This is a genomic window from Polaromonas sp. C04, from assembly GCF_002002705.1.
Lineage (GTDB): Bacteria > Pseudomonadota > Gammaproteobacteria > Burkholderiales > Burkholderiaceae_C > Rhodoferax_A.
In genome coordinates this window covers 39962-65440 of the sequence record NZ_MUNS01000025.1, presented here as the reverse complement: position 1 = coordinate 65440, position 25479 = coordinate 39962, and the positions used below count along the sequence as shown (strand labels likewise).

Annotated in this window: 29 protein-coding genes and 1 tRNA gene; 6 read left to right on the top strand and 24 right to left on the bottom strand. The window is 62.9% G+C overall.

Annotation, left to right across the window (positions count from 1 at the left end):
* Window positions 1–19 precede the first annotated feature (19 nt).
* The 5 genes from B0E49_RS06610 (at window position 20) to B0E49_RS06595 (ending at window position 3253) form a co-directional block, all read left to right on the top strand.
* Window positions 20–1330: an NAD(P)/FAD-dependent oxidoreductase gene (locus B0E49_RS06610; RefSeq protein ID WP_077561395.1), complete on the top strand. Its 1311-nt coding sequence runs from the start codon at window positions 20–22 to the stop codon at window positions 1328–1330.
* A gap of 87 nt (window positions 1331–1417) precedes the next feature.
* Window positions 1418–1558, top strand: a complete 141-nt coding sequence (locus B0E49_RS20475) for a hypothetical protein (RefSeq protein ID WP_168175012.1) — start codon at window positions 1418–1420, stop codon at window positions 1556–1558.
* A 9-nt stretch (window positions 1559–1567) separates the two neighbouring features.
* Entirely contained in the window at window positions 1568–1804 is a 237-nt protein-coding gene (locus B0E49_RS20075) for a VF530 family protein (RefSeq protein WP_142819697.1), read from the top strand.
* Window positions 1801–2481, top strand: a complete 681-nt coding sequence (locus tag B0E49_RS06600) for an RluA family pseudouridine synthase (protein ID WP_286137848.1) — start codon at window positions 1801–1803, stop codon at window positions 2479–2481. Before B0E49_RS20075 ends, B0E49_RS06600 begins: the two co-directional genes overlap by 4 nt.
* Before the next feature lie 16 nt (window positions 2482–2497).
* Complete coding sequence (locus tag B0E49_RS06595) at window positions 2498–3253, top strand: SDR family NAD(P)-dependent oxidoreductase (RefSeq protein WP_077561394.1); 756 nt, start codon at window positions 2498–2500, stop codon at window positions 3251–3253.
* Window positions 3254–3272: 19 nt separating this feature from the next.
* Here the strand turns inward: B0E49_RS06595 and B0E49_RS06590 are convergent, their stop codons facing one another.
* The 5 genes from B0E49_RS06590 to egtB all read right to left on the bottom strand — a co-directional run bounded on the left by B0E49_RS06590 (window position 3273) and on the right by egtB (window position 7117).
* A complete protein-coding gene (locus tag B0E49_RS06590; RefSeq protein ID WP_077561393.1) occupies window positions 3273–3710 on the bottom strand; it encodes a universal stress protein in 438 nt (145 codons plus the stop codon).
* Between the two features lie 76 nt (window positions 3711–3786).
* Window positions 3787–4557: a 2OG-Fe dioxygenase family protein gene (locus B0E49_RS06585; RefSeq protein ID WP_077561392.1), complete on the bottom strand. Its 771-nt coding sequence runs from the start codon at window positions 4555–4557 to the stop codon at window positions 3787–3789.
* Between the two features lie 25 nt (window positions 4558–4582).
* On the bottom strand, window positions 4583–4864 hold the full coding sequence (locus tag B0E49_RS06580; RefSeq protein ID WP_077561391.1) for a DUF427 domain-containing protein: 282 nt from the start codon (window positions 4862–4864) through the stop codon (window positions 4583–4585).
* A gap of 13 nt (window positions 4865–4877) precedes the next feature.
* Complete coding sequence (egtD, locus tag B0E49_RS06575) at window positions 4878–5855, bottom strand: L-histidine N(alpha)-methyltransferase (protein WP_077561390.1); 978 nt, start codon at window positions 5853–5855, stop codon at window positions 4878–4880.
* Window positions 5855–7117: an ergothioneine biosynthesis protein EgtB gene (gene egtB, locus B0E49_RS06570; protein ID WP_077561389.1), complete on the bottom strand. Its 1263-nt coding sequence runs from the start codon at window positions 7115–7117 to the stop codon at window positions 5855–5857. Before egtB ends, egtD begins: the two co-directional genes overlap by 1 nt.
* Window positions 7118–7530: 413 nt before the next feature.
* On the opposite strand from egtB, the gene B0E49_RS06565 reads away from it, so the two are divergent.
* Window positions 7531–8847 (top strand): Glu/Leu/Phe/Val family dehydrogenase, encoded by a 1317-nt coding sequence (locus B0E49_RS06565; protein ID WP_174571074.1) that lies wholly within the window; start codon window positions 7531–7533, stop codon window positions 8845–8847.
* A 36-nt stretch (window positions 8848–8883) separates the two neighbouring features.
* Here the strand turns inward: B0E49_RS06565 and B0E49_RS06560 are convergent, their stop codons facing one another.
* From B0E49_RS06560 to secG, 19 genes are all read right to left on the bottom strand, one after another.
* Window positions 8884–9360 (bottom strand): DUF1178 family protein, encoded by a 477-nt coding sequence (locus tag B0E49_RS06560; RefSeq protein ID WP_077561535.1) that lies wholly within the window; start codon window positions 9358–9360, stop codon window positions 8884–8886.
* Window positions 9361–9367: 7 nt separating this feature from the next.
* The gene (locus B0E49_RS06555; RefSeq protein ID WP_077561387.1) at window positions 9368–9973 is read right to left on the bottom strand and encodes an NUDIX domain-containing protein; all 606 of its coding nucleotides are present in this window, start codon (window positions 9971–9973) and stop codon (window positions 9368–9370) included.
* 20 nt (window positions 9974–9993) lie between these two features.
* Window positions 9994–10296: a DUF2818 family protein gene (locus B0E49_RS06550; RefSeq protein WP_077561386.1), complete on the bottom strand. Its 303-nt coding sequence runs from the start codon at window positions 10294–10296 to the stop codon at window positions 9994–9996.
* A gap of 26 nt (window positions 10297–10322) precedes the next feature.
* Window positions 10323–11810: an NADH-quinone oxidoreductase subunit NuoN gene (gene nuoN, locus B0E49_RS06545; RefSeq protein ID WP_077561385.1), complete on the bottom strand. Its 1488-nt coding sequence runs from the start codon at window positions 11808–11810 to the stop codon at window positions 10323–10325.
* Window positions 11811–11834: 24 nt separating this feature from the next.
* Complete coding sequence (locus tag B0E49_RS06540) at window positions 11835–13310, bottom strand: NADH-quinone oxidoreductase subunit M (protein ID WP_077561384.1); 1476 nt, start codon at window positions 13308–13310, stop codon at window positions 11835–11837.
* A gap of 13 nt (window positions 13311–13323) precedes the next feature.
* The gene (gene nuoL, locus B0E49_RS06535; protein ID WP_077561383.1) at window positions 13324–15339 is read right to left on the bottom strand and encodes an NADH-quinone oxidoreductase subunit L; all 2016 of its coding nucleotides are present in this window, start codon (window positions 15337–15339) and stop codon (window positions 13324–13326) included.
* 28 nt (window positions 15340–15367) lie between these two features.
* On the bottom strand, window positions 15368–15676 hold the full coding sequence (nuoK, locus tag B0E49_RS06530; RefSeq protein WP_077561382.1) for an NADH-quinone oxidoreductase subunit NuoK: 309 nt from the start codon (window positions 15674–15676) through the stop codon (window positions 15368–15370).
* Entirely contained in the window at window positions 15673–16344 is a 672-nt protein-coding gene (locus B0E49_RS06525) for an NADH-quinone oxidoreductase subunit J (protein WP_077561381.1), read from the bottom strand. Before B0E49_RS06525 ends, nuoK begins: the two co-directional genes overlap by 4 nt.
* A gap of 25 nt (window positions 16345–16369) precedes the next feature.
* Window positions 16370–16891, bottom strand: coding sequence for an NADH-quinone oxidoreductase subunit NuoI (gene nuoI / locus B0E49_RS06520; protein ID WP_077561380.1), 522 nt, complete (start codon window positions 16889–16891; stop codon window positions 16370–16372).
* Window positions 16892–16903: 12 nt separating this feature from the next.
* Window positions 16904–17986, bottom strand: a complete 1083-nt coding sequence (gene nuoH, locus B0E49_RS06515; protein WP_077561379.1) for an NADH-quinone oxidoreductase subunit NuoH — start codon at window positions 17984–17986, stop codon at window positions 16904–16906.
* Entirely contained in the window at window positions 17983–20148 is a 2166-nt protein-coding gene (nuoG, locus tag B0E49_RS06510; RefSeq protein WP_077561378.1) for an NADH-quinone oxidoreductase subunit NuoG, read from the bottom strand. The genes nuoH and nuoG overlap by 4 nt, the downstream gene beginning before the upstream one ends.
* Before the next feature lie 13 nt (window positions 20149–20161).
* The gene (nuoF, locus tag B0E49_RS06505) at window positions 20162–21526 is read right to left on the bottom strand and encodes an NADH-quinone oxidoreductase subunit NuoF (RefSeq protein ID WP_077561377.1); all 1365 of its coding nucleotides are present in this window, start codon (window positions 21524–21526) and stop codon (window positions 20162–20164) included.
* Window positions 21526–22038 carry an NADH-quinone oxidoreductase subunit NuoE family protein gene (locus B0E49_RS06500; RefSeq protein ID WP_077561376.1) on the bottom strand — a complete coding sequence of 171 codons (513 nt, stop codon included), beginning with the start codon at window positions 22036–22038 and terminating at the stop codon, window positions 21526–21528. The genes nuoF and B0E49_RS06500 overlap by 1 nt, the downstream gene beginning before the upstream one ends.
* On the bottom strand, window positions 22035–23288 hold the full coding sequence (locus B0E49_RS06495; RefSeq protein WP_077561375.1) for an NADH-quinone oxidoreductase subunit D: 1254 nt from the start codon (window positions 23286–23288) through the stop codon (window positions 22035–22037). The genes B0E49_RS06500 and B0E49_RS06495 overlap by 4 nt, the downstream gene beginning before the upstream one ends.
* Window positions 23275–23892 carry an NADH-quinone oxidoreductase subunit C gene (locus B0E49_RS06490; RefSeq protein ID WP_077561374.1) on the bottom strand — a complete coding sequence of 206 codons (618 nt, stop codon included), beginning with the start codon at window positions 23890–23892 and terminating at the stop codon, window positions 23275–23277. Before B0E49_RS06490 ends, B0E49_RS06495 begins: the two co-directional genes overlap by 14 nt.
* A 10-nt stretch (window positions 23893–23902) precedes the next feature.
* Window positions 23903–24382 (bottom strand): NuoB/complex I 20 kDa subunit family protein, encoded by a 480-nt coding sequence (locus tag B0E49_RS06485; RefSeq protein WP_077561373.1) that lies wholly within the window; start codon window positions 24380–24382, stop codon window positions 23903–23905.
* Window positions 24383–24403: 21 nt separating this feature from the next.
* Complete coding sequence (locus tag B0E49_RS06480; RefSeq protein ID WP_077561372.1) at window positions 24404–24763, bottom strand: NADH-quinone oxidoreductase subunit A; 360 nt, start codon at window positions 24761–24763, stop codon at window positions 24404–24406.
* 57 nt (window positions 24764–24820) lie between these two features.
* Window positions 24821–24905 (bottom strand) — tRNA-Leu (locus tag B0E49_RS06475).
* A gap of 119 nt (window positions 24906–25024) precedes the next feature.
* Entirely contained in the window at window positions 25025–25459 is a 435-nt protein-coding gene (gene secG, locus B0E49_RS06470; RefSeq protein ID WP_077561371.1) for a preprotein translocase subunit SecG, read from the bottom strand.
* Between the last annotated feature and the right edge of the window lie 20 nt (window positions 25460–25479).

Genomic DNA, 25479 nt, shown 5'->3' with positions numbered 1-25479 from the left:
ACTACAAAAAGAGCCGCATATGCAACGCATCGTCATCGTGGGCGGGGGCGCCGGAGGACTGGCCCTCGCGACGCAACTGGGCAAACGTCTGGGCCGCAAGGGGCTGGCCGAAATCACCCTGGTCGATTCGGCCCGCACCCACGTCTGGAAGCCGCTGCTGCATCAACTGGCGGCCGGCAGCTACGACACCCACGCGGAAGAAATCGAATACCTGGCGCAGGCACGCTGGAACCACTTCAAGTTCCGGCTCGGCACCCTGGTTGGAATCGACCGTGCCGGCAAGACGGTGCAGCTCGCGGCCAGCCATGACGAAGCCGGCGCCGAGATCACGCCCGCGCAGCAGGTGGCTTATGACACCCTGGTGATTGCCATCGGCAGTCAGACCAACGACTTCGGCACGCCGGGGGCCGCCCGGCACACGATCAAACTCGACACGCCGCAGGCCGCCAAGCGCTTCAACGACCGGCTGATCAATGCCTGCATCCGCGCCCAGGCCGTTCCGCGCACCGCAGGCAGCGGGCGCCTGACGGTGACCATCGTCGGCGGGGGTGCGACCGGCGTCGAGCTGGCGGCCGAACTGCATGCCTCGGCGCGCCTGCTGGCCAACTTCGGGTTTGACTACATCCACCCCGAAAAGGACCTGCAACTGGTGCTGGTGGAGGCTGCGCCGCGCCTGTTGTCACAACTGCCGCAGCGGCTGGGCGAGGCCGCGCTGCGCGAGTTGCGCAAGCTGTCGGTGGAGGTGCATACGAACGAAAAAGTCGTCGAGGTGACGGCTGACGGCCTGAAGATGGCCAGCGGCAAGATGATTCCATCGACCATCACGGTCTGGGCCGCCGGCGTCAAGGCGGCGGATTTCCTCAAGACCCTGGGCGGCGAGCAGCCGCTGCAGACCAACAAACTCAATCAACTGCTCGTCAATGGCAACCTGCAAAGCACCTTTGACGCCAGCATCTACGCCTTTGGCGATTGCGCGGCGTACCAGCAGCCCGATGGCACCTGGGTGCCGCCACGCGCACAGGCGGCCTACCAGCAGGCCATGTACCTGGTGCGCGCGCTGCCCCAGTTGACGGCCGGCAAGGCGGTCCCTGCCTTCGTGTACACGGACCAGGGCTCGTTGGTGTCGCTGGCCGAGTATTCGTCGGTCGGCAGCCTGATGGGGAGCCTGACCAAGGGCAGTTTTTTCATCGAAGGACAGTTGGCCAAACTGATGTACTGGGGCCTGCACAAGCAGCATCAGTTTGCACTCGGGGGCCTGCGAAAAACCTTGCTGATCACCTTGTCGGAATTGCTCGACCACACCTACCGGCCGCGCATCAAGCTGCACTGAAGGGCGACCTCGCAGCGCAATCGGGCACGGCCCGCAAAACAGCCTGGATCGGCGGCACAATAGCCGCATCACTACTGGAGAAATACCATGCCCAAAGGCGAACAAAAGAGCAACAAGCAAGTGAAGAAGCCCAAGAAGGACTTGTCACCCCCCAAACCCGTCTCGCCCGATGCCGTGCGGCCCACCATCACCACCGTGGTGCCGGTGCGCGGCAAACTGAAGAAATAGTCGCCCGCCATGACCGCGCAGCCGCGCAATCCGCTGCATGGCCTCACGCTGGAGACGCTGCTGGGCGCGCTGGTGGCCCAGTACGGCTGGGCCGGTTTGGGCGAGCGCATCAACATCCGCTGTTTCACCAGCGACCCCAGCATCGCCTCCAGTCTGAAGTTCCTGCGCAAAACGCCCTGGGCGCGGGAAAAAGTCGAGGGCTTGTACCTTTTCATGCTGCGCGATAGCAAACGGCAGCAGGCGTGAACGCCCCATCTCCTGCAACCCCGCCGCTGGTGGAGCCCCTGTATTTTGACGATGCCCTGCTGGTGCTGGACAAGCCCGCCGGCCTGCTCGCCGTGCCCGGGCGCGGGCGCGGTGCCGACAAACAGGACGCGCTGAGCACCCGGGTACAAGCCCTGTTTGCGGATGCACTCGTCGTGCACCGGCTGGACATGGCAACGTCGGGCCTGATGCTGATGGCGCGGGGGATTCGTGCGCAGCGCAGCTTGAGCAAGGCCTTCGCCGATCGCGAGGTTTGCAAGCGTTACCAGGCGGTGGTCGGCGGACGCCTGTCGCCACCGGCCGATGCGCCCGATGGCTGGGGCGTGATCGACCTGCCGATCATCGTGGACTGGCCGAGGCGCCCATTGCGCATGATCGATGCCCTGCAGGGCAAGCCGAGCATCACGCGCTGGCGTGTGCTGGCGCATGACGCCCCAGCCAACACGACGCGCCTGGAGCTGGCGCCCATCACGGGGCGCTCGCACCAGTTGCGCGTCCATTTGCAGGCGCTGGGACATCCGATCATCGGCGATACGCTCTACGCCAGCGCCCCGGTGCAAGCCAGGGCCAGCCGCCTGCTGCTGCACGCCTGCGCGCTGACGCTGACACACCCCGTCACCGGGGAAACCCTGGCATTCGAAAGCCCTGCGCCCTTCTAGCGCTAAAGTGCGGAACATGAACCAACATCTTTACATCATCACCGGGGCCTCGCGCGGCATGGGCCTGGCCATCGCAGAGCAACTGCTCCAGCCGGACCATACCTTGCTGTGCATCGCCCGCGCCACCAACGAGGCGCTGGCCGTCCAGGCCAGGGCCGCGGGCGCCACTCTGGTGCAGTGGTCGCAGGATCTGGCCCTCGGCCTCGAGGCCAGCACACGGCTCCAGCAGTGGCTGGATCAACAAGACGGCACCTCCTTCACCAGCGCCACCCTGATCAACAATGCCGGTGTGGTGCCGCGTATCGGTCCGCTGAGCGACGCAGACGCCGCCGATCTGGCACATGCCTTGCGCGTCGGGCTGGAGGCGCCCATGCAGCTCACCGCGGCCTTCCTGCATGCCACGGAGCATTGGGCGGGCGCCCGCAAGGTGCTGAACATTTCTTCGGGCCTGGGGCGCCGGGCCATGGCCTCGCAGGCGGCCTATTGCGCGGCCAAGGCAGGCATGGATCACTTCACCCGCTGCGTGGCCCTGGACGAAGCACTCAAGCCCCATGGTGCGGCCGTCTGCTCGCTGGCTCCCGGCGTGATCGACACCGACATGCAGGTGCAGTTGCGCGGCGCCGATGCGACGAACTTTCCGGATCAACACAATTTCGCCAACCTGAAGGCGAACGGCCAGTTGACGTCACCGGCCGAGGCCGCGGCGCGCGTGCTCGGCTATCTTGCCCGCGCCAACTTTGGCGCTAACCCGGTGGGCGATGTGCGCGACTGATTTTTTGACTGGCGCGGGCTCAGCTGCGCACTACGAGCACCGGCACGTGCGCGTGTGACACGACGCGCTGCGCGACGCTGCCGAGCATCAGCTTTTCAATGCCGCGCCGGCCATGGGAGCCCATGACGATGAGGTCTGCGCCGCTGGACTCGGCCGTTTGCAGGATGCCCTTGTAAACCGCGTGTCCCTCGACCAGCGTTGTCTTGACCGCGATACCCGCGGCTTCAAAAGCCTGCTTGGCCCCCTTGATCGCCTCGTTGGCCTCGGCCGTGGCCGCCGTCAAATACTGCGCCTGGCCATACGCGTAATCAGTCCCCACACCTGTAAATGGATAGGGGTCAATCACATAAATGGCCGTGACCGTGCTGCCGAACGCCTTGGCCAGCCCGACCGCCTTGTCGATCGCCAGCGCCGCGGTCGGCGATCCATCTACCGGAACCAGAATGTGTTTGAACATGCGATGAACTCCTTGAGTCGCGATACAGTGTCCAGTTTAGAGCCGGAGCGTCGTCAATGGGTTGATGACGATCAAGTTATACGCCGTCACCCTGGAAGCCGCCAGAGCGCCAGGTCAAGACCAGTGTGTCCCGGTGCCCTTGATTGGTCAAAGGCTGGATCGGCGTGGACTCGTGGATCACCCGGGCGTCATCGAGCAGTAGCAGCGACCACGGCACGGTCAGCGTGAAGCGCTGGCCGTGCGGGCCAGCAGCCTCGAAGACCCGTGTCTCACCGCCCTTGACGCCGCTGCGGTCCACCAGAAACACCGCCACATAATCCACCCCGTCGCGGTGCGCCCCCTCGGGCGTCGGGCGACCGATACCGTCGGTGGTGTCGATGCGGAACTGGTGCGCTTCCACGTACCAGGGCCGCACGCCGGCCTGGGCATCGCCAGGCGGCCCGGAGCGCAGGCTGGAGAACACCTGGCTCAGCGTGCACAACAACCGGCTCCAGGATGCCTGCGCGACCACCTGTGGTTCCATCGGCTCGAACCAGCGCCGCATGCCGCCGTGCAAGGCGTTGTACTCGAGCGGCTGCCAGTGCGCGCGATGCGGCACCTGGGTGACCCGCTCGCCCTCGACGACAAAGCACGAGTGGCGCCGGCGCCGGTAGCGGCCCCCGTCCTTGAGGTAGGTATCTGGCAGCAGCTTGTCCCAACTCGGCCCGAGCGCAGCCAGCGAAGCGGGGCTGCAGTGCGTGAGCTCACTCACGCCCGCGGGGCTGAGCACGGCATAACCTTGCCGGCGCAGATCGGCAACGAGTTCGCCGGTCGACGAAAATAAAGGAGAGAGTGTGGCAATGGACATGGGGCAAGCTCGGCGCTGGCGTCACTCAGGCGGTGACCTGCACACCCTTCCAGAACGCGACCCGGCCACGCACCATTTCGGCCTCGGGCTTGGGGTCAAGGTAGTACCAGGCGGCATCGGTGTTCAATTCGCCATCGACCATGAGCGAGTAGTAGCTCGCCTGGCCTTTCCAGGCGCAGGTGGTCTTGTGGTTGCTGAAGGTCACATAGTCACGATTCAGCGAGTCCGCCGGAAAATAGTGATTGCCTTCCACCACGACCGTGTCGTCGCTTTGCGCTATCACGGCGCCGTTCCAGGTTGCTTTCATGGGAATTCCTTTTTTAAGTGGGAGCGTTCAGCCAGTGCAGGCTGAAGAGCTTTTGCGGATCGGTCCATACGGGGCCGGGTATGAACCCCGCCTGCCGCGCCAGCGCCTGCAGGCCGTCGAGCGTAAATTTATACGAGTTTTCGGTGTGCAGTGTTTCGCCTTCGGCGAATTCGAAACACCGGCCACAGACACGAACCTGCTGCCGGCGGCGGCTCACCAGGTGCATCTCGATGCGCTGCAGCGGCGCATTGTAAAAGGCACTGTGCGCAAACTGGGCCAGATCGAAGTTGCACCCCAACTCGCGGTTCGCGCGCACCAGCAGGTTCAGGTTGAACGCGGCGGTGACGCCCTGTGTATCGTTGTAGGCGGCATGCAGCACGGCGGGGTCCTTCACCAGGTCGGCCCCCAGCAGCAAGGCGCCGCCGCGCAGTACCTGCGCCGCCATCTGCAGAAAATGCAGGGCTTCGGCAGGCGTGAAATTGCCGATCGTGGAGCCCGGGAAAAATCCCACGCGCTGCCCGGCGTCCTCGCCTGGCGCCGGCAACAGCATGTGGCGCGTGTAATCCGCCACCAGCGGCTGCACGTGCAGGCCCGGGTAGTCGCGCCGCAGCACTTGAGCGGCAGCCCCCAGATGCTCGCCCGATATGTCGATGGGCAGATAGCGCACGGGGCGGTCCATGGCGTCGAGCAGCAAGCGGACCTTGCGCAGGGACCCGGCCCCGAACTCGACGATCTCGGCGCGGGGTCCCACCTGCCATGCAATTTCGCGCGCATGGCCAGACAGCAGGCCCAGTTCGATGCGCGTGGGGTAATACTCGGGCAGCTCGCAGATGCGGTCGAACAAGAGAGAGCCCGGCGCATCGTAGAAGTACTTGGGGGAAACGCTGCGCGGCGTGCTCGACAGCCCCGCCAGCAAGTCGCGGGCGAACGCCTCTGCCGCTTCGCCGCCCGCCAATGGCGTCTGGATTTTGCTCAATGTGCCGGTCTGCATCAAGCGTCCTTCGCCAGACGAATGCCCGAAAACTGCCAGCGCGCCCCGGGCGGAAAAAAGTTGCGGTAGCTGGGCCGCGCGTGCCCCGCTGGAGTCGCGCAGCTGCTGCCGCGCAGCACCAGCTGTCCCACCATGAATTTGCCGTTGTATTCGCCCACCGCACCGGCCAGCGGACGAAAACCGGGATAGGGATCGTAGGACGAGCGCGTCCATTGCCAGAGATGCCCCGTCATTTGCGCGATGCCGGGCACAGCGCAGGCCGCCTCCCACTCGAACTCGGTGGGCAAGCGCGCGCCGGCCCATTCGGCGTAGGCGGCGGCTTCGTAAAAGCTCACCTGGCTGACCGGCACCGACGCATCGAGCGCACGCACGCCCTGCAGGCCGAACACCTGCCAGTGCCGCGCAGGCGCCCTGACGTCATCGGGTGCCAGCCAATAGAGCGGGCGGCTCCAGCCATTCGCCTGCACTGCCGCCCAGCCGTCCGACAGCCACAACTCGGGGCGACGGTAGCCCCCATCCTCGATGAATTGCAGGTATTCGCCGCAGCTGACCAGCCGGTCCGCCATGCAGTACGGCGACAAGAGCACGCTGTGGCGCGGGGTTTCGTTGTCGAACGCAAAACCGCCACCACCGTGCCCGATCTGCACGGTGCCGGCCGGCCCGGCGAGCCAGCGCAGCGGTGGGACGGCGGTAGGCGCGAGCCGCAGGGCGGACGCCTGTGCGGGTTGTGCATACGCAGGCAGCATCGGATTGCACGACAGGGCATGCAGGATGTCGGTCAGCATCAACTCCTGGTGCTGCTGCTCGTGCTGCAGGCCCAGCATGAGCAAGGGCAGCGCCTGCTGCCACATGGACTCGCCGCCCCGGGTGATGAAGCTTTGCACGGCGGCGTCGACATGCGCGCGGTAGGCCAGCACCTGCGCCAGGGGCGGGCGGGTCAGCAAGCCGCGCAGCGGCCGCGGATGGCGCGGCCCCAGGGCTTCGTAGTAGGAATTGAAGAGATAGAAAAAACGCTCGTCGAACGGCCTGTAGTCGGGCACATGCGCGCACAGCACCACGGCCTCGAAGAACCAGCTGCTGTGCGCCAGATGCCATTTGGTCGGGCTCGCGTCGGGCATGGACTGGATGCACTGGTCTTCGGCCGACAGGGGTTCAGCCAGCGCCAGGCTGTGCGCCCGTACCTGGGCAAACCGCCGCGCCAGGGCTTCACGCGGGCCCTGGGCCTCAAGGCATGAATCGGCGGCCGACGGAAATGGGGACATGCGGAAAACCTCCAGAGACTGCAGGGCTCCGTCTGAGTGAACCTGAGCAGGACATCAACACAAATGAGTCGCACCGACGCCGGATTCATTACAGCACAGGACCATGACGGTTGTCCCCGGCGGGCGGCCCGAATCAGCGCTCGGCGAACCCAGTTGCACCCCACGGCAGCCCGTCGCACGCTCGCCCGAAAGCAGTGGGGTCGATGAAAAATTTGGTGCTCACTATCAAAATAGTAGCTGAATGCGAAGATGGAGTAAGGGCATCAGACACTTTTCTCTCAAATTTTTGCGATGTCATGCGGTTTGGTGTAATTATGCAATTTATGCATGAAGTGGTTTGAACAATGTCTTGGACAGTTGGGCCGCAGGCTTTTAAGCTCGGGGGCTTGATCGTTCCTACCAGGAGTTTGTTCATGTCCCAAGCACCCAGCACCCCGATGTCCGCAGCGCCTGCGTCTCATCCCCTTCCCTCCTACCTGCAGGCCAACAACCTCGGGCCGTGGGGGGTTTACCTGCAGCAGGTCGATCGCGTGACGCCTTACCTGGGCAATCTGTCGCGCTGGGTCGAGACGCTCAAACGCCCCAAACGCTCTCTCATCGTCGATGTCCCGATCCATCTGGACAACGGCACGGTGGCTCACTTTGAAGGCTACCGGGTGCAACACAATGTCTCGCGCGGCCCCGGCAAGGGCGGCGTGCGCTTTCACCAGGACGTGACACTGTCGGAGGTGATGGCGCTGTCGGCCTGGATGTCGATCAAGAACGCCGCGGTGAATGTGCCCTACGGCGGCGCCAAGGGGGGTATCCGCGTGGACCCGAAAACGCTGTCCCGCGGCGAACTCGAGCGCATGACGCGCCGCTACACCAGCGAGATCGGCATCATCATCGGCCCGAACAAGGACATCCCCGCGCCCGACGTGAACACCGACGAGCAGATCATGGCCTGGATGATGGACACCTATTCCATGAACCAGGGCTCCACCGCGACCGGCGTCGTCACCGGCAAGCCGGTGGATCTGGGCGGCTCGCTGGGGCGGCGCGAAGCCACCGGCCGCGGCGTGTTTACCGTCGGCGCCGAGGCTGCCAAGCACATCGGCATGGACATTTCCACCGCGCGTGTGGCGGTGCAGGGTTTTGGCAACGTGGGCGGCATTGCGGGCAAGCTGTTTGCCGAAGCGGGTGCGCGCGTCGTCGCCGTGCAGGACCATGCTGGCACGATCTATCGCGAAGCCGGGCTGGACGTCCCGTCCCTGCTCAGGCACGTCGCACATACCGGCAGCGTGGTCGGCTTTGCACAGGCCGAGGCAATTGCCAACGACCTGTTCTGGGAGGTCGACTGCGACATCCTGATTCCCGCGGCGCTGGAGCAGCAAATCAACGCCGGCAATGCCGGTCGCATCAAGGCGCGCATGATCATCGAAGGCGCCAACGGACCGACCACCCCCGAGGCCGACGACATCCTGCACGACCGCAATGTGCTGGTGCTGCCCGACGTGATCGCCAATGCGGGCGGCGTGACGGTCAGTTATTTTGAATGGGTGCAGGACTTTTCCAGCTTTTTCTGGGACGAGGCCGAGATCAATGCCCGGCTGGTGCGCATCATGAGGGAGGCGTTCGCCGGCATCTGGCAGGTCGCGCAGGACAACAAGGTGAGCCTGCGCACCGCCACGTTTATCGTGGCCTGCAAACGGATCTTGCACACGCGCGAATTGCGCGGACTGTACCCCTGATCGGAGCCGGAATAGCGGCTGCCGGGGAACCTGGCCTTACTGCAGGGTGTCGCCCGCGGCGGCGGGCAGCGGCATCACCTCGATGCCCTCTTCCAGCAGCTCCATCGCCTCGCGGGCGCTGGCCCGGCCACGGATGTTGCGGTGTGCGGTTTCACCGTAGTGAATGCGCCGGGCTTCCTGAGCAAAACGCTCGCCCACGTCTTCGGTGCGGGCCACCAGCTCGCGCAGGGCACGCAGCACCGTGGCCTGATACGCCGGGTCGGCGGGTGCGAACATGTCCGTCATGGACGCGGGCGGATGCGCCGGCATGGCGTCGGGCGGCGTCGCCTCACGCTCACGCGCGGCGCCCAGATTGAGCCGGGGCGCACTGGGCAGTTTCTGTATTTCCTGGGCGCCGCACAGCGGACATTCGAGCACGCCGCGCGCCAGTTGGTCCTGAAAATCATCTTCAGAGGCGAACCAGCCTTCGAACGAATGCTGCTGGCGCACGCACTGAAGGTTAAGGACTTTCATGACAGGATTATCGGCCAGCACGCAGCGCTGCGGCATCCTGCCAGTGCAGCGGCCACACGCCCGACAACACGTTTTGCAACCAGAGCGCACCCGTCAGCGTTTTGGCGTCGGTCACGCTCCCGTCGCGGCACCATTGGAGCAGCTCGGCCGGGGTTGCCGTGAAAACGTCCAGAAACTCCCCCGCATCGAGCCGGCGCTGGCCCAGGCTCAGATCCCTGGCAAACCAGATGTCGATGAACTCGGTCGAGTATGAAATGACCGGGTGCAGCACGCCGGCGCGCGCCCATTGCCGGGCCGAATAGCCGGTTTCCTCCAGCAGTTCGCGCTTCGCGCACGCCAGCACGTCTTCTCCCGGGTCGAGTTTGCCCGCGGGGAATTCAATCATGACCCGCTGCACCGGGTAACGGTACTGGCGCTCCAGTACCACCCTCAAAGAGCCGGTCTCGTCTTCCAGCAGCGGAATAATCATGACGGCGCCGGGATGCACCACATACTCGCGCGACGTCGTGCTGCCGTCTGGCAGGTGTACCGTGTCGCGAAAGGCATGGAGAAACCGGCCCTTGAACAACTCCATGCTGGCCATCTTTTCTTCGACCAGATGGCGGTCATCCATGGTGGCGACACCTCATCGGATCAGGCCCGATGCTTGAGCAGGTAGCGGTAGATGAAACCCGGAAACGCAAAGGTCACGAACAGCGCACCGGTAATCGCATAAAACTCCCAGCCCTGGGGCGCAATCTGGCCGGCGCGATTTTCCAGGGCCAGCCCGATGCCGCCCGCAATGAAGTAAAAAACCACCAGTTCGGCCAGCCGCACGGCAAGAATCTTCGGGCTGGACAGCGGAATGACCGCCAGCAGGCGCTGGTTGACAAAAGGCAGGTTGGCGGCGCAAAACGCCACCAGAATCACGAGCCAGACGGAAAGGGATTGGGACACTTGGAAGAATCTCTCCTGGCGGGTGATCAGGTTCCCAGGGTCGCCACGATGGCCTGCGCGCACAGCGTCATCAAGCCACCCGGAAATACCCCGAGAATCAGCACCAGCGCACCGTTGAGTGACAGCACAATGCGCACATCGACCGGCGCCGAGATCGTGGCGGCCGTGATGGGGGGATCAAAATACATGACCTTGATCACGCGCAGGTAAAAGAACGCGCCAATCAGCGACATGATCACGGCAAACACCGCCAGCGCGATATACGACGGCAGCCCTGACGAGATCAGCGCCTGCAAGACCGACAGTTTGGCGTAAAACCCCATGAGCGGCGGGATGCCGGCGAACGAGAACATCGACACCGCCATAACCCCTGCATACAGCGGGCTCACCTGGTTCAGGCCGGCCAGGTCGGAGATCTCTTCGCTCTCGAACCCCTCACGCGCGAGCAGCAGGATGATGCCGAAAGCCGACAGCGTGGTCAGCACATAGGTCAGTGCGTAAAACATCGCCGAGCTGTACGCATTGGCGGCGGACAGCGTGTTGCCGTTGACCACTCCCGACATCAGGCCGAGCAGCACAAAACCCATTTGCGAGATGGTGGAGTAGCCGAGCATGCGCTTGAAATTGGTTTGCGAGATCGCCACCACATTGCCGATCAGCAACGAGCCGATCGCCAGGATCGCCAGCATCTGCTGCCAGTCGATCGCCAGCGGCAGCAGGCCTTCCACCAGCAGGCGGATGCAGATGGCAAACGCCGACAGCTTGGGCGCGCCGGCAATGATCAGGCTCACCACGGTGGGTGCGCCTTCGTAGATGTCCGGCACCCACATGTGGAACGGCACGGCGCCGAGCTTGAAGCCGAGGCCGGTCACGATGAAAACCACGCCAAACACCAGGACCTGGTGCTTGAGATGGCCCGAATTGACCGCCTTGAACACTTCGCTGATGTCCAGCGAGCCAGTGGCGCCATAAATCATCGACAGGCCGTACAGCAAAAAGCCGCTGGCCAGCGCGCCGAGGACGAAATACTTGATCGCCGCTTCGGTGGCCACCACGTGGTCGCGCCGCAACGCCACCAGCGCATAGCTGGTCAGCGTGAGCAGCTCCAGGCCCAGATAGATCACCAGGAAGTTGTTGCCCGAGATCATGATCGACATGCCGAGCACCGAGAACATGCTCAGCGTGAACAACTCGCCGCCGCGCATCATGCCGCGATCGGCGCCATAGGGGCGGCCGTACACCAGCGTGGCCATCATCGCGACACTGACGAAACAGGCGAGCCAGTTCCCCATCGGGTCGCTGACCACCATGTTGCCAAAGCCATAAAGGGTGTTACCGCCGCTGGCATACAGGCCCTCCAGCAAGGCCACCACGCCCAGCGCCAGCAGGGTCAGCACGTAGGTGGCGGTGCGGCGCGCGCTGGTCACGGCCAGATCCACCAGCGCAATCACGCAGGCCATGATCAGGAGCACGATTTCGGGGTAAACCGAGATCCAACTGAGTTTGTCAATCATCTTCTAGTTCTCAATTCAACGGGATCAATTCAGCTTGGACGTCGCCAGGTGCTTGAGCAAGTCCACCACGGAGGCATTCATGACATCGGTCATGGGTTTCGGATAAATACCCACGTAGAGCACGGCGATGGCCAGCAGCGCCAGCATCAAGAACTCGCGGTTGTTGATGTCCAGCATGGCCTTGACGTGGTCATTGGCGACAGGCCCCAGGTAGACCCGCTTGTACATCCACAAGGTGTAGGCCGCGCCCCAGATCAGCGCCGACGCCGCCGCCAGGCCGACCCAGAAGTTGAATTTGACGCCGCCCAGAATCACCATCCATTCACCCACAAAACCCGAGGTGCCCGGCAGACCGCAGTTGGCCATGGCAAAGAACAGGGCAAAGGCGGCAAATTTGGGCATTACATTGACGACCCCGCCATAGCTGGCGATCTGGCGCGAATGCACCCGGTCGTACAGCACGCCAATGCACAGGAACATGGCCGCCGACACAAGGCCGTGGGAAAGCATCTGCACGATGCCGCCCGCGGCACCGAGCTCGTTGAAGATGAAGAAGCCCAGTGTGACGAACCCCATGTGGGCCACGGACGAATAGGCCACCAGCCTTTTCATGTCGGGCTGTACCAGCGCCACGACACCCACATAGATGACGGCAACCAGCGACAGCGTGATCATCAGCCAGGCCCACTCATGCGCGGCATCGGGCGCAATCGGCATGGCGAAGCGCACGAAACCGTAAGCCCCGAGCTTGAGCATGATGGCCGCCAGGATGGCGGAGCCTCCCGTCGGCGCTTCGACGTGCACATCGGGCAGCCAGGTGTGCACCGGCCACATCGGAATCTTGACGGCGAAGGCCGCGAAGAAGGCGAAAAACAGGAACGTCTGCGCGGTACTGCCCAGCGGCATGGTGTACCAGACTGCCAGGTCGAAGCTGCCCCCCGACTTGGTGTACAGGTAGATCATGGCGATCAGCATCAACAGCGAGCCGAGCAGCGTGTAGAGAAAGAACTTGAAGGCCGCGTAGATCTTGTTGGGCCCGCCCCAGACACCGATGATCAGGTACATCGGGATCAGCGTGGCCTCGAAGAACACGTAGAACAGCATGCCGTCGAGTGCGCAGAACACACCGATCATCAAGCCGCTGAGAACCAGGAAGGCGGCCATGTACTGGTTCACCCGCTCGGTGATGGACTCCCAGCTGGCGATGATCACCACCAGCGTGATGAAGGCGGTAAGCAGGACGAACCACAGCGAGATGCCGTCCACCCCCAGGTGGTAATTGATATTGAAGCGCGGCATCCAGTTGCTCTTCTCGACAAACTGCATGGCCGAGGTGCCCAGCTTGAAGCCGCTGTACAACGGCAACGTGACCAGGAAACTGATGGTGGCGCCGATCAGCGCCACCCAGCGCACCACCCGGGCGTGCTCATCCCGCCCAAACGCCAGCAAAACGACGCCGAAAAAAATCGGTATCCAGATGGCAAGGCTCAACAATCCCATTTTTATTATTTCCTTATTTGAGCCAGACGAAATAGGTCATCAGCACGAACACGCCCACGATCATGGCCAGCGCGTAGTGGTAGAGGTAGCCGGACTGCATCCAGCGCACCACGCCCGAAACCCTGCGCACCATTTTCCAGGAGCCGTTGACCACCAGGCCATCGATCAGGCCAAGGTCGCCCCCCTTCCACAAACCGGTGCCGATAACGCGGACACCGCGCGTGAGCACGTTTTCGTTGAACCAGTCGAGGTAGTACTTGTTGTCGAGCAAGGTGTACAGAGGCTGGAATTTGCGCTGGATGGCGGCCGGCAGCGCCGGGTTGACCAGGTACATGTACCAGGACAAGACGACCCCTGCCAGCGCCAGCCAGAATGGCGCCGACACAAAGGCATGCAGACCCATTTGCAGCGGGCCGTGGAATTCCTGGGCCAGCTCCTTCATGGCAGGGTGTCTGACAAGGTCCACGAAGATGGAATCCTTGAAAAACGGTCCATACAGCATGGGCTCGATGGTCATGAAACCAATCACCACCGACGGAATCGCCAGCAGGATTAGCGGGACGGTGATCACCCAGGGAGACTCATGGGGTGCCTGATGACCAGAGTGACCGTCGTGGTGGGCGTCATGGTGCGCATCGGGATTCTGGTCAAACCGCTCCTTGCCGTGGAACACCAGGAAGTACAGGCGAAATGAGTAGAAGGCCGTGATGAACACGCCCGCCATCAGCGCAAACGAAGCGAAGCCGGCGCCCGCCAGGTGGCTCGCGTGCACGACTTCAATGATGCTGTCCTTCGAATAGAACCCCGAGAAGAATGGCGTGGCGATCAGCGCCAGCGAACCCACCAGAAAAGTGATGCAGGTGATGGGCATGTACTTGCGCAAGCCGCCCATCCAGCGGATGTCCTGGTTGTGATGCACCGCGAGAATGACCGAGCCGGCGCCGAGGAACAGCAGCGCCTTGAAGAACGCGTGTGTCATCAAGTGAAATACGCCTACCGAATAGGCAGAGGCGCCGAGCGCCACCGTCATGTAGCCAAGCTGCGACAGCGTGGAATAGGCAACGACTCGCTTGATGTCGTTCTGGATCATGCCCAAAATACCCATGAACAAGGCGGTGATGGCGCCGATGACCATGACGAAGCTCAGGGCCGCATCGCTGAGCTCGAACAGCGGCGACATGCGCGCCACCATGAAGATGCCGGCCGTCACCATGGTTGCCGCGTGAATCAATGCAGAAATGGGGGTCGGACCCTCCATCGAATCAGGCAGCCAGACATGCAGCGGAAACTGCGCGCTTTTGCCCATGGCACCAATGAACAGGCAAATGCAGATCACCGTGATCAACATCCATCCGGTGCCCGGAAAGGAAAGCTGAGCCAGCGCATTAGCCTTGGCAAACACCTCGGCATAGTCCAGCGTGCCGGCGTAGGCCGCAACCAGGCCGATCCCGAGAATGAAACCGAAGTCGCCGACCCGGTTCACCATGAACGCCTTCAGGTTGGCATGAATGGCGGTCGGCCGGGTGTACCAGAAGCCGATCAGCAGATAGGACACCAGGCCCACCGCCTCCCAGCCAAAAAACAGCTGCAGCATGTTGTTGCTCATTGCCAGCATCAACATCGAGAAGGTGAACAGCGCGATGTAGGAGAAGAAGCGGTCGTAGCCTTCGTCATCGTCCATGTAGCCGATGGTGTAGATGTGCACCATCAGCGACACGAAGGTCACCACGCACATCATCATCGCGCTCAAGCCATCGACCAGGAAGCCGATTTCCATCTTGAGACCGCCGACCACCATCCATGTGTAAATGGTTTCGTTGAAACGAGCACCATCGGCAACCACGCTGTACAGCGTCATCGCCGAAATGATGAAGGCCACCAGTACACCCAGAATGGCGAAGCTGTGGCTGAGCCGGCGGCCGATCAGATTGCCGCCAAACTTGGTGCCGAAAATGCCGGCCAGCAAGGCACCGGCCAGAGGTGCCAGCGGTACCGCCAGCAGAGTTGAAGCCGAGAGGGTTTGACTCATATTCTTTGAATTTGATGAACCTTGGGGTTCAGCCCTTGAGCAGGTTGAGTTCGTCCACCCGGATGCTGGACTTGTTGCGGAAAACCAGCACCAGAATCGCCAGGCCGATGGCCGATTCGGCGGCGGCCACCGTGAGAATGAAGAACACGAAAACCTGCCCCGCCATATCGCCCAGGTAATACGAGAAGGCCACGAAATTCATGTTGACCGCGAGCAGCATCAACTCGATCGCCATCAGCAGAATGATCAGGTTCTTGCGGTTCAAAAAGATCCCGATGACGGAGAGCGCAAACAGCATCGCGCCCAGCGAAAGAAAATGCCCAAGGGTCAAGGTCATGCTTTTTTCTCCGTATCGGCAGGGGCGGCGGCATCCGCGCCTTGTGCGGTCGCAATGGCCGGTTGGGTCGCCGTCATCTTGAGCACCTGCACCCGGTCGCGCGCCTGCACGCGTATCTGCTCGGATGAACTGATGGCCTTGCTGTCCTTGCGCTCGCGCAGCGTCAGCGCAATCGCCGCGATGATGGCCACGAGCAAAAGGACGGAGGCAATCTCCAGCGGGTACAGGTACTGCGTATACAGCAGCGTGCCCAGTTCCCGTGTATTGGAAAACTGGCCGGGGGCCTGCCCCAGCACCACGGTGACCCGGGGCGGCTCGCCGCCGCCGAATCCGCCCATCAGGACGGCCGCCATCTCCAGCGCAATCAGCGCGCCGACCGTCGCCGCCAGCGGAAAGTGGCGCCAGAATCCCTGGCGAATGCTGTCCAGGTTGATGTCCAGCATCATCACGACAAACAGGAACAGCACCATCACCGCGCCGACATACACCAGCACCAGCACGATGGCGAGGAATTCTGCCTTGAGCAGCATCCAGACCATGGCGGCCTGGAAAAAGGCCAGCACCAGGAACAGCGCCGCATGGACCGGATTGCGGGCCGTGATCACCCGGAACGCGGCGAACAGCAACACCGCCGAAAAAATATAAAACAGGCCGGCTTTCACATCCATATCGAAGCTTCTTTCAGGCAATCGGTCAGCGGTACTTGGCGTCTGCCGCGCGGTTGGCCGCAATTTCGGCTTCATAGCGGTCGCCCACAGCCAGCAGCATGTCCTTGGTGAAGTACAGGTCTCCGCGCTTCTCGCCGTGGTATTCAAAAATATGGGTTTCGACGATCGAGTCCACAGGACAGCTTTCCTCGCAAAACCCGCAAAAAATGCACTTGGTCAGATCGATGTCATAACGGGTCGTGCGCCGCGAACCATCGTCGCGCAGCTCCGACTCGATGGTGATGGCCACGGCGGGGCACACGGCTTCGCACAGCTTGCAGGCAATGCAGCGCTCTTCCCCGTTTTCATAGCGGCGCAGCGCGTGCAGCCCCCGAAAGCGCGGACTGGCCGGGGTCTTCTCCTCGGGGAACTGCACCGTGATCTTGCGCTTGAACATGTATTTGCCGGTCACCGCCAGGCCCTTGAACAGTTCAATCAGCATGAAGCTCGACAGGAAGTCGCGCAGCGAAAAAGTCGATTCAGAAGGGGGGGACGTCAATGTAGTCATATCGGCTCCGGCTTATTTCCAGATATTCCAGGAGGTCTGCATCCAGGCCCCGACAACCACCAGCCACACCAGGGTGACCGGGATGAAGATCTTCCAGCCCAGCCGCATGATCTGGTCATAGCGAAAGCGCGGGAAAGTGGCACGCACCCACAGGAACATGGTGGTGACGATGAAGGTCTTGAGCCCCAGCCAGATCCAGCCCGGAATCCAGTTGAACACCGCGCTGTCGATCGGCGACATCCAGCCACCCAGGAACATGACCGTGCACAGGATGCCAATCAGGATCATGTTGGCGTATTCGGCCAGGAAGAACATGGCAAATGCCATGCCCGAGTACTCGACCATGTGGCCGGCCACAATTTCGGACTCGCCCTCCACCACGTCGAACGGGTGCCGGTTGGTTTCGGCCAGGCCGGCGACAAAATAGACCACGAACACCGGCAGCAATGGCAGCCAGTTCCACGACAGGAAATTCAGCCCCATATTGGCGAAGTGGCCTTTGCCCTGTCCCATGACGATGTCGGTCATGTTCATCGACCCGGAGACCATCAGCACCACCACAAAGCAAAAGCCCATGGCGATCTCGTAGCTGACCATTTGGGCCGAGGCGCGCATGGCGCCGATGAACGCATATTTGGAATTCGACGCCCAGCCCGCGATGATCACGCCGTACACCTCCAGCGAGGTGATCGCCATCAGGAACAGCAGGCCGGCGTTCACGTTGGCGAGCGCCACTTCCGGACCGAACGGAATGACCACCCAGGCCGCCAGCGCCGGCATGATGGTCATGATGGGGCCAAGCACGAACAGGCCCTTGCTGGCCGCGGCCGGCATGATGATTTCCTTGGTCAGCAGCTTGAGGGCGTCGGCAATCGGCGTGAGCAAACCCGAGGGGCCGACCCGGTTCGGGCCGAGCCGTATCTGGGTGAAGCCAATCGCCTTGCGCTCCCAGAGCGTGAGGTAGGCCACGCACCCCATCAGGGGCACCAGCACGACCACGATCTTGATCAGGGCCCAGATCACGGGCCAGACCACCGCGGTCCACCAGGTGGCGCCGGCAAGGCCGAGTCCCGCACTGTAGAACGCTTCAATCATGCTGCCGCCCCTTTCAGGTTTGCTGCATTCCTAGCATCCGCCGTCATTTGCAGCGAAGACGCGCGCCGCACCAGGCCATCGAGCTGGTAGATGCTGGCCACGGCGGGCGGCGTCGGGCCGGTCGCGGCCAGATCAATACTTGCGCTCGTGGCGTTGCTTAATTTGTCGGCGGGAACGTGGGTCATTTCGGCGTGCTGCGCGCCGCGCATGTGATTCAGCACATCCTGCGATGACTCAAACTCGAATCCCGGCAGGTCGAGCAGATTGGCCAGCACGCGCAGCACCTTCCAGGCGGGCCGGGTTTCACCCAGGGGTTTGACCACCGCGTGGAAACTCTGCACGCGACCTTCGGCATTGACGAAGGTGCCGGGCGTCTCGGTAAACGGCGCGATCGGCAGCAGCACGTCGCTGAAATCCAGATTGGCCTTGAACGGGCTCAGCGTGACGACCATGTCGGCCTGCCCCAGGGCCGCCTTGGCCGAGGCGCCGGCCGCCGAATCGAATTCGGGCTCGTTGTTCAGCAGCAGAACCGCCTTCAGGCCGCCCGCGAGCATCTGGCCCGCGTTCAGACCGCCCGGCGCCGCATCGCCGCGCGGAAATGCGCCCGCCAGTTGTGCCCCCACAGTGTTCGCCGCTTCGGTCAGATAGCCCACCGTGGCGCCGGTCTGCGCGCCAATCCAGTTGGCCAGCGCCAGCAGGCTGGACGCCCTGGCGTGATGCGCCGCCGCATTGCCCAGCAGGATGGCCTTGCGCTCGCCACCCAGCAGCGATTGGGCGATGGCCTTGGCCACATCGGTGGCGTTGCCCGCAGCAGGTGCTGCAACGCCCTTTTCTGCCGCCACCGCGGCTGCCACGTCGGCCAGTGCCTGCGCCCAGCCACCCGGCGCGGTCAGCAGCGTGTTGGCGACCGGCATGGCCCAAGCGTCGGGGGAGGCCAGCTCCACTACAGAACTAATAGCATTCACCGCACATCCGGCGCGGGCTGACTGCCGAATTCGTTGTGCAAACAGCGGATGGTCCTTGCGCAGGTTCGAGCCCACCACCAGCACGCGCTGCAGTTGCGAGAGAGAAGCGATCGACGTGCCCAGATGCCGCACACCCTCAAACGCCGGGAATTCGGCATGGCGCAAACGGGTATCGATGTTGTCGCTGCCCAGCGCGCGCATCAGCGCCGCCGCCAGATACAGCTCCTCGAGCGTGCTGTGCGGGCTGGCCAGCGTGCCTATGCTTTGCGGCCCGTGCCCGGTCTTGATCTGCTTGAGGCCATTGGCGACGTATTCCAGCGCCGTCTGCCAATCCACGGCCTTCCACTCACCGCCCTGCTTGAGCATGGGGCTGGTGAGCCGCTCATCGCTGTTCAAGGCCTCGTACGAGAAACGGTCGCGGTCGGCAATCCAGCACTCGTTGACCTCTTCGTTCTCCAGCGGAACGACGCGCAGCACCTTGTTGTTCTTGACCTGCACGACCAGATTCGCACCGGTGGCGTCGTGCGGACTGATCGATTTGCGGCGCGACAACTCCCAGGTGCGGGCACTGTAGCGGAACGGCTTGCTGGTGAGCGCACCGACCGGGCAGATGTCGATCATGTTGCCCGACAGCTCGGAGTCGATGGTGCCACCGGCCACCGTGGTGATCTCGGCATGTTCGCCGCGGTGAACCATGCCCAGCTCCATCACGCCGGCCACTTCCTGGCCAAAGCGGATGCAGCGGGTGCAGTGGATGCAGCGCGTCATCTCTTCCATGGAGATCAGCGGGCCCACCTCCTTGCGGAACACCACGCGCTTTTCTTCTTCGTAGCGCGAGGTCGAGGCACCGTAGCCGACCGCCAGGTCCTGCAGCAGGCATTCGCCGCCCTGGTCGCAGATCGGACAGTCCAGCGGATGGTTGATGAGCAGGAACTCCATCACCGACTTCTGCGCCTTGATGGCCTTGTCGCTCTTGGTGCGCACGATCATGCCCTGCGACACAGGCGTGGCGCAGGCCGGCATGGGCTTGGGCATCTTCTCGACGTCGACCAGGCACATGCGGCAATTGGCGGCAATGCTGAGCTTCTTGTGGTAGCAGAAATGCGGAATATAGGTGCCGGCCTTGTCGGCGGCATGCATCACCATGCTGCCCTCGGCAACCTCTACTTTTTTTCCGTCGAGTTCAATTTCAATCATGGGGGCGGCTCGCTCAGACGTACTCGGGGACCGGGCAGGTCTTGTGCTCGATGTGGTATTCGAATTCGGGACGGAAATGCTTGATCATGGCGCGCACCGGCATGGCCGCGGCATCGCCCAGCGCACAAATCGTTCGCCCCATGATGCCATCGGCCACCGAGTCCAGCACATCCAGGTCGGCCTGGCGCCCCTGGCCGTTCTCGATGCGGTTCACCATGCGCCAGAGCCAGCCCGTACCTTCGCGGCAGGGTGTGCACTGGCCGCAGGACTCGTGCATGTAGAAGTAGCTCAGCCGACGCAGCGAACGCACCATGCAGCGCGAGTCGTCCAGCACGATCACGGCGCCCGAGCCGAGCATGGAGCCGGCCTTGGCGATCGAGTCGTAGTCCATGGTGCAGTTCATCATGATGGAGGCCGGCAGCACCGGGGCCGACGAGCCGCCCGGAATCACGGCCTTGAGCTGGCGCCCTGCGCGCACCCCGCCCGCCAGTTCGAGCAGTTTGGCGAACGGCGTTCCCATCGGGATTTCGTAGTTGCCGGGCCGCTGCACGTCGCCGCTGACCGAATAGATCTTGGTGCCGCCGTTGTTCGGCTTGCCGCACGCCAGGTATGCCTGCGCGCCATTGCGGATGATCCACGGCACGGCCGCGAAGGTTTCGGTGTTGTTGATGGTGGTAGGCTTGCCGTACACGCCGAAGCTGGCCGGGAACGGCGGCTTGAAGCGGGGCTGACCCTTTTTGCCTTCCAGCGATTCCAGCAGGGCCGTTTCTTCGCCGCAGATGTAGGCGCCAAAGCCGTGAAACGCGTGCAGCTGGAAGCTGAAGCTGCTGCCCAGGATGTGATCCCCCAGCAGACCGGCGGCGCGCGCCTCTTCCAGCGCCTCTTCAAACCGCTCGTAGCTCGCAAAGATCTCGCCGTGGATGTAGTTGTAGCCGACCGTGATGCCCATGGCGTAGGCGGCAATGGCCATACCCTCGATCACGATGTGCGGGTTGTAGTGCAGGATGTCGCGGTCCTTGCAGGTCCCCGGCTCGCCCTCGTCCGAATTGCAGACCAGGTACTTCTGGCCCGGAAACTGGCGCGGCATGAAGCTCCACTTGAGCCCCGTCGGGAAACCCGCGCCGCCACGACCGCGCAGCGCGGACTCCTTGACCGTGGCAATCACCTGGTCCTGCGTCAGCCCGGCTTCATTACCGGCGACGCCGTCCTTGCCCAGAACCTTGCGCAGCGCCTGGTAGCCGCCGCGCGCCACATAGTCCTTGAGGCGCCAGTTGGAACCGTCCAGCCCTGCATAAATTTGCGGCTCGATATGCCGGCCGTGGAAACAGGTCTCGGTGCCGGTGGCGGCAAATTGCGACAGGATATTTTCTGGAGACATTACTTCACCTCGGCGGCCGGCTGGGCCACAGCGTCGGCGGCCCGCAAACCATCAATCATCTGGTCGAGTTTGTCGTTGCTCATGAAGCTGCACATGGTGCGGTCGTTCACCAGCAGCACGGGCGAATCGGCGCAGGCCCCCAGGCACTCGCTTTGCTGCAGCGTGAACATTCCGTCCGCCGTGGTCTCGCCCATCTTGATGCCCAGCCGCTGCTCCAGATGCTGGAGCGCGCGATCCCCGTCGCGCAGCTGGCACGGCAGGTTGGTGCACACGTTGAGCTTGTACCTGCCCACGGGCTGCTGGTTGAACATGTTGTAGAAGGTCGTCACCTCGTGCACGGCGATTGGCGGCATGCCGAGGTAGGCGGCGACTTCTTTTTCGCTGTCCTGGCTGATGTAGCCCTGCTCCAGCTGGACCATGCCCAGGCAGGCCATCACGGCCGACTGTTTTTGCTCGGGCGGGTACTTTGCGACTTCCTTGGCGAAGCGCGCCTTCATGACTTCAGAGATCATCGATCAATCTCTCCAAACACAATGTCCAGGGTGCCGATGATGGCGACGACGTCGGCAATCATGTGGCCACGCGCCATCTCGTCCATCCCCGCGAGGTGGGCGAATCCGGGCGGACGGATTTTGAGCCGGTAGGGCTTGTTCGCCCCGTCGCTCACGATGTAGATGCCAAACTCGCCCTTGGGGTGCTCGACCGCCGCATAGGCTTCGCCCTCGGGCACATGGAAGCCTTCCGTGAACAGCTTGAAGTGGTGGATCAGGTCTTCCATGTTCGACTTCATCGCTTCGCGCGCGGGCGGCGCCACCTTGTGGTTGTCGGTGATCACCGGACCCGGATTCACGCGCAGCCAGTCCACGCACTGCTTGATGATGCGATTGGCCTGGCGCATTTCTTCCACGCGCACCAGGTAGCGGTCGTAGCAGTCACCGGTCTTGCCCACGGGGATGTCGAAGTCCATGCGGTCATAGACCTCGTAGGGCTGCTTCTTGCGCAGGTCCCAGGCGACGCCGGAGCCGCGCAGCATGGCACCGGTAAAGCCGAGATTGAGCGCGCGCTCGGGCGTGACCACGCCGACACCCACGGTGCGCTGCTTCCAGATGCGGTTGTCGGTGAGCAGGGTTTCGTACTCGTCGACAAGGGCTGGAAAGCGCGTGCAGAAGTCATCGATGAAATCGAGCAGCGAGCCCTGGCGGTTTTCGTTGAGCTGCCCGATCACCTTGGCGTTCTTGATCTTGCTGACCTTGTACTGCGCCATGGTATCGGGCAGGTCGCGGTACACACCGCCCGGGCGGAAATACGCCGCATGCATGCGCGCACCCGAGACTGCCTCGTACATGTCGAACAGATCCTCGCGCTCGCGAAAGCAGTAGATCAGCACATTCATGGCGCCGCAATCGAGCCCGTGCGCGCCCAGCCACATCAGGTGATTCAGCAGCCGCGTGATTTCGGCAAACATGACGCGGATGTACTGCGCACGCTCGGGCACCTCGACGCCCAGCAGCCGCTCGATCGCCAGGCAATACGCATGCTCGTTGGACATCATCGACACGTAGTCGAGGCGGTCCATGTAGGGCAGCGACTGGATGTAGGTCTTGCTCTCGGCCAGCTTTTCGGTGGCGCGGTGCAGCAGGCCCACGTGCGGGTCGGCACGCTGCACGACCTCGCCATCGAGCTCGAGCACCAGGCGCAAAACGCCGTGCGCCGCCGGATGCTGCGGCCCGAAGTTGAGGGTGTAGTTCTTAATCTCTGCCATGAAGTCCCCCGTAATCCTCTTCGCGGATGATGCGCGGCGTGATCTCGCGCGGCTCGATCGTGACGGGCTGGTAGATGACCCGTTTTTGCTCTGCGTCGTAACGCATTTCGACGTGGCCGGAGGTCGGGAAGTCCTTGCGGAACGGATGGCCGATGAAACCGTAGTCGGTCAGGATGCGGCGCAGGTCGCTGTGCCCCTCGAACACGATACCGAACAGGTCGAACGCCTCGCGCTCGAACCAGTTGGCGCCATTCCAGACACCCGTCACCGACGCCACCACGGGCAGGTCGTCGTCGGGTGCAAAGACCTTGAGGCGCACGCGCTGGTTCAGGCTCACCGACAGCAGGTGCAGCACCACACAGTAGCGGGCGCCATCCCAGACACCATCCTTGTACTGCGAGTAATCCACGCCGCACAGATCCATGAGTTGCTCGAACTGGCAACCCGGTGCATCGCGCAGGATCAATGCAACCTGCAGATAGTTGGCGGCGGATACCACCACCGTCACCTCGCCCAGCTTGAGACTGATATGTTTGGCCCTCTCGCCCAGCACCGCGGCGATGGTGTCTTTGAGGGTTTCGGGATTTACGGCAAACGCGGTCATCGAAGTCCCTTCAGGCGCGCGCAATGGTGTTGGTGCGGCGGATCTTCTGCTGCAGCTGGATGATGCCGTACAGCAGCGCTTCGGCCGTCGGCGGACAGCCCGGCACATACACGTCCACCGGCACGATGCGGTCGCAGCCGCGCACCACCGAATAGCTGTAGTGGTAGTAGCCACCGCCGTTGGCGCACGAGCCCATCGAGAGCACCCAGCGCGGCTCGCTCATCTGGTCGTAGACCTTGCGCAGCGCCGGCGCCATCTTGTTGCATAGCGTGCCGGCCACGATCATCAGGTCGGACTGGCGCGGACTGGGGCGAAACAGCATGCCGAAGCGGTCGATGTCGTAGCGCGCGGCGCCTGCGTGCATCATCTCCACGGCACAGCAGGCCAGGCCGAACGTCATCGGCCACAGCGAGCCGGTTTTGGCCCAGTTCATCACCGAGTCGTAGCTGGTGGTGACGAAGCCTTCCTTGAAAACACCTTCAATGGCCATAATGCTCTCCCGCCTTTTGCTTCATTCCCAATCGAGGGCGCCTTTTTTCCACTCGTAGACAAAGCCGACGACGAGGATGCCCAGAAAAACCATCATGGCCCAGAAGCCGAGCGCGCCAATTTCCTTGAGCGAGACGGCCCACGGAAACAGGAACGCGATCTCCAGGTCGAACAGGATGAACAGGATGGCCACGAGGTAGTACCGTACATCGAACTTCATGCGCGCGTCTTCAAACGCCTCGAAGCCACATTCGTAAGGGGAGTTCTTGGCAGCGTCGGGGCGATTTGGGCCGAGGATGTAGCCGAGCACCTGGGGCACGATACCAACGCCAATGCCAACCAGAATGAACAAGAGAACGGGGAGGTATTGATCGAGGTTCATCTGGAGTTCTGATCACCGCTTATGCCCGCCAGCACCCTGCCCGGCGAGTTTTTTGTTTGGTGCCGTCGGCGAGACTCGAACTCGCACAGCTTTCGCCACTACCCCCTCAAGATAGCGTGTCTACCAATTTCACCACGACGGCGGTTTTTTTCGTTGTCCGGATGGCATGAGGCGCCTTGCGGCTTTGGCTCTCCGGACAGTCTGCTAGTTTACCCTGAAATTTCCTGCATTCGATGCAGACGGGGCGATTTACAGAGGCGTTCAGCGGGTCGGAATCTGCCCCGCACCGGACGCCGCGGGCGCCGCGGGCACGGCGGTGGCCGGCACCGGACTGGATTGCGGAGCTGGTGCAGTCGTGGCAGGAATCTGCGTGGCGATGCCGGACGCTGCGGGTGCGGGCGCCGGAGCGGTCACGGCCGCGCGCTCCAGCACACTGCCACTGTCGGTGTTGACCGGGCGCAAATTGCCAAAATACGCCAGCGCCAGCGTGCACGCGAAAAACACCGTGGCCAGAACGGCCGTGGAACGCGACAGGAAGTTGGCACTGCCACTGGCCCCAAACAGGCTGCCCGAACCACCGCTGCCAAAAGCCGCCCCCATGTCGGCACCCTTGCCGTGCTGAACCAGGATCAGGCCGATCAGGCCGATGGCCGCCAGTATCTGGACCGCCAGCAGGATGTTTAGTACGACATGCATCTCAATACTCCTAAATCTAT